The sequence below is a fragment of the Peribacillus sp. CSMR9 genome, from assembly GCF_033141925.1.
Classification (GTDB): Bacteria; Bacillota; Bacilli; order Bacillales; family DSM-1321; genus Peribacillus; species Peribacillus simplex_A.
The window spans coordinates 1-2,116 of record NZ_JAOPHO010000162.1 but is presented as its reverse complement, the minus strand read 5'-3'; the positions used below and the strand labels follow the sequence as shown (position 1 = coordinate 2,116).

At 32.1% G+C, this 2,116-nt stretch carries 2 protein-coding genes; both read right to left on the bottom strand.

The genetic code is table 11. The features are described from left to right. Positions 1-408: 408 nt before the first annotated feature. Positions 409-1,413 carry a DUF4030 domain-containing protein gene (locus N9I19_RS24550; protein WP_317779300.1) on the bottom strand — a complete coding sequence of 335 codons (1,005 nt, stop codon included), beginning with the start codon at positions 1,411-1,413 and terminating at the stop codon, positions 409-411. Beyond that, positions 1,379-1,933, bottom strand: coding sequence for a sigma-70 family RNA polymerase sigma factor (locus tag N9I19_RS24545; RefSeq protein ID WP_317779299.1), 555 nt, complete (start codon positions 1,931-1,933; stop codon positions 1,379-1,381). The genes N9I19_RS24550 and N9I19_RS24545 overlap by 35 nt, the downstream gene beginning before the upstream one ends. Positions 1,934-2,116 lie beyond the last annotated feature (183 nt).

Sequence of the window (2,116 nt, the reverse complement as noted above, 5' to 3'; positions counted from 1 at the left end):
ACTATTGGGGATAGAAAACGTTGTAATTCTTTTGCAAAAAGTGTCAGTTCACTGGAGACGATAGGATTCATAAAAAACACCATCCTTTCTCGTAAACTTCTTATGATAAGCATAGCGTTTTTTCATTTTTGAAGGTATTGTTTAAACTTAGCTTGATGGGCATGTGGCGGTACCCCTATTTTTACTTAGTATTCAAGCCGGTAGCAAAACTCGAAAAACATACGTTAAGCAGAATTCGATATAAAAAAGCCGAGTTTTTCTACTCAAAGGAAGCTCGGCTTTCCTTTAAAGCTCTCTACGAAAATTTGTAGTCCTGTTAATATCAAATAAGTATATTAAAAAAAATCGCTTGGTGCGCTAACACCAAACGATCCATGCAATAGAAGGTTCCCTTGAAGGGAACAGCAATTAAAGATTAATTTGTTCCTGTTCTTTATTGTATATCTTAATTGAATAAGGTTTTCCTTCCAATAAAGGCTTTGTTTTTTCTGAAGATAAGATGGTTTTTATATTGCGTTCCATTCTAGTTCCAAATTCTTTTGATTCAGCTGAGCTATCTGGAATGGATGTTTTAATGATTATAGTTAGTTCAGGATCTAGGGTGTACGAGATACTAGTTGCGTTATACATTTTTTTACCCATTATTTCATCGCCTATTGAAGGTACAATATAAATTGCCACGTTATCATCGTACTCGTCTTGTCGTTTTAAATTAATGGAATATCCTGTTTGGTTGTTTGAGACAAGAATCTTACGAATCATATCTTCTGTATTTTGTTTTATGTCCTTAAAGTACTCTGGTGAAGCTTTTATCTTCATATTTACCTCTTTAGACTTTGTTGAAATGCCATAAGCAACTACATTTATATTATGGTCATTTAATGTATCCATAATTTCCTTTTCAAAGGAAGCTGGTTTTTCATGAGCCTTTGCTATTTTTTGGATGTCATCTTTATCCACTTTAAATACTTTAACAGAAAAAGCATCTAACTTATCTTTTTGTAAAACATCCTTAACTATATTCGTTACGTTTTCCTTTATAGGTGAAAAATCTTCATTATTATTACTTAAAACTCCTACCTCAATGATCTTATCGGGTCTATATGTTGCACTCACATAACTTAACTTAATATTTTCAGCGTTCAGTTTACTATCTATTCTCTCTGTAATATCACTTTCAGGTTCAATGATCGAATTTAAAATGGGAATAGTAGAAACAAAGCTTGCCATTGCAGGAGAAGTGGAGAAATAACCCAAAGAGATTGTCAGAAATAATCCAGCTGCTGCCGTTCCAGTAAATATTTTTCTTCTTCTTACTCTTCTATCCCCTTTTTCAATGGCACTATTTATAGTTTCTTCAAGTTTCCTTTTCGGAACATTAATTTGTTCCATTTCTTTTTGGATCTTCTTCATAAACCGTACCCTCCTTAAGATTCATTCTTAGTTTAGTTGTTGCTCTATGTAACTGAGCTTTTATCGTCCCTTCAGGACAATTAAAATCGCGTGCAATTTCTTTTATGGATAAGTCTTTATAATATCGAAGTAGAATAAGTGTTTTGAACCGTTCCTCTAACTGATTAATGGCTTGAAGCAAATCTAGTCGTTCTTCCACCTTAGTATGATTTATATCTCCTTGAATCTCTTCGTAATCGACCGGGACCACATCATATAAGTTTTTTTTCTTCAAAAAATTTATTGAAGTGTTAATTATGATCCTCGTTAACCAGGTTGAAAAGTAACTGGGTTCTTTTAATTTTTTAATTGATTTATACGCTTTAAAAACACTCTCATGCACAACATCCAGCGCATCGTTTTCATTTTTCATATAGATATAAGCCATTCTATAGAGATGATCCTTTTCTTTTAAAACTAACTCTTGAAAGGCTATTTTATTTCCAGCCATAGCCTTTTTTACTTTGTTCAGCTCGCACATGTATAATCCACCTTTCAACTATTAGACTTTAAACATATTAGAAACGTTGCAAGAAAAACAGATATTTTTTTAATTATTTTACAGCTTAATCTTATATTGTAATATTTTAGTATATATTGGAAATAATACAAAAAATAGTGGGATGTGGGGATAATATGAAAAAAAGAATGAGTTTGGCTGCCT

What these genes read in the sequence shown, in the direction of transcription:
- N9I19_RS24550 (WP_317779300.1), bottom strand. Translation starts at nt 1,413, where the DNA reads ATGAAGAAGATCCAAAAAGAAATGGAACAAATTAATGTTCCGAAAAGG.
- N9I19_RS24545 (WP_317779299.1), bottom strand. Translation starts at nt 1,933, where the DNA reads ATGTGCGAGCTGAACAAAGTAAAAAAGGCTATGGCTGGAAATAAAATA.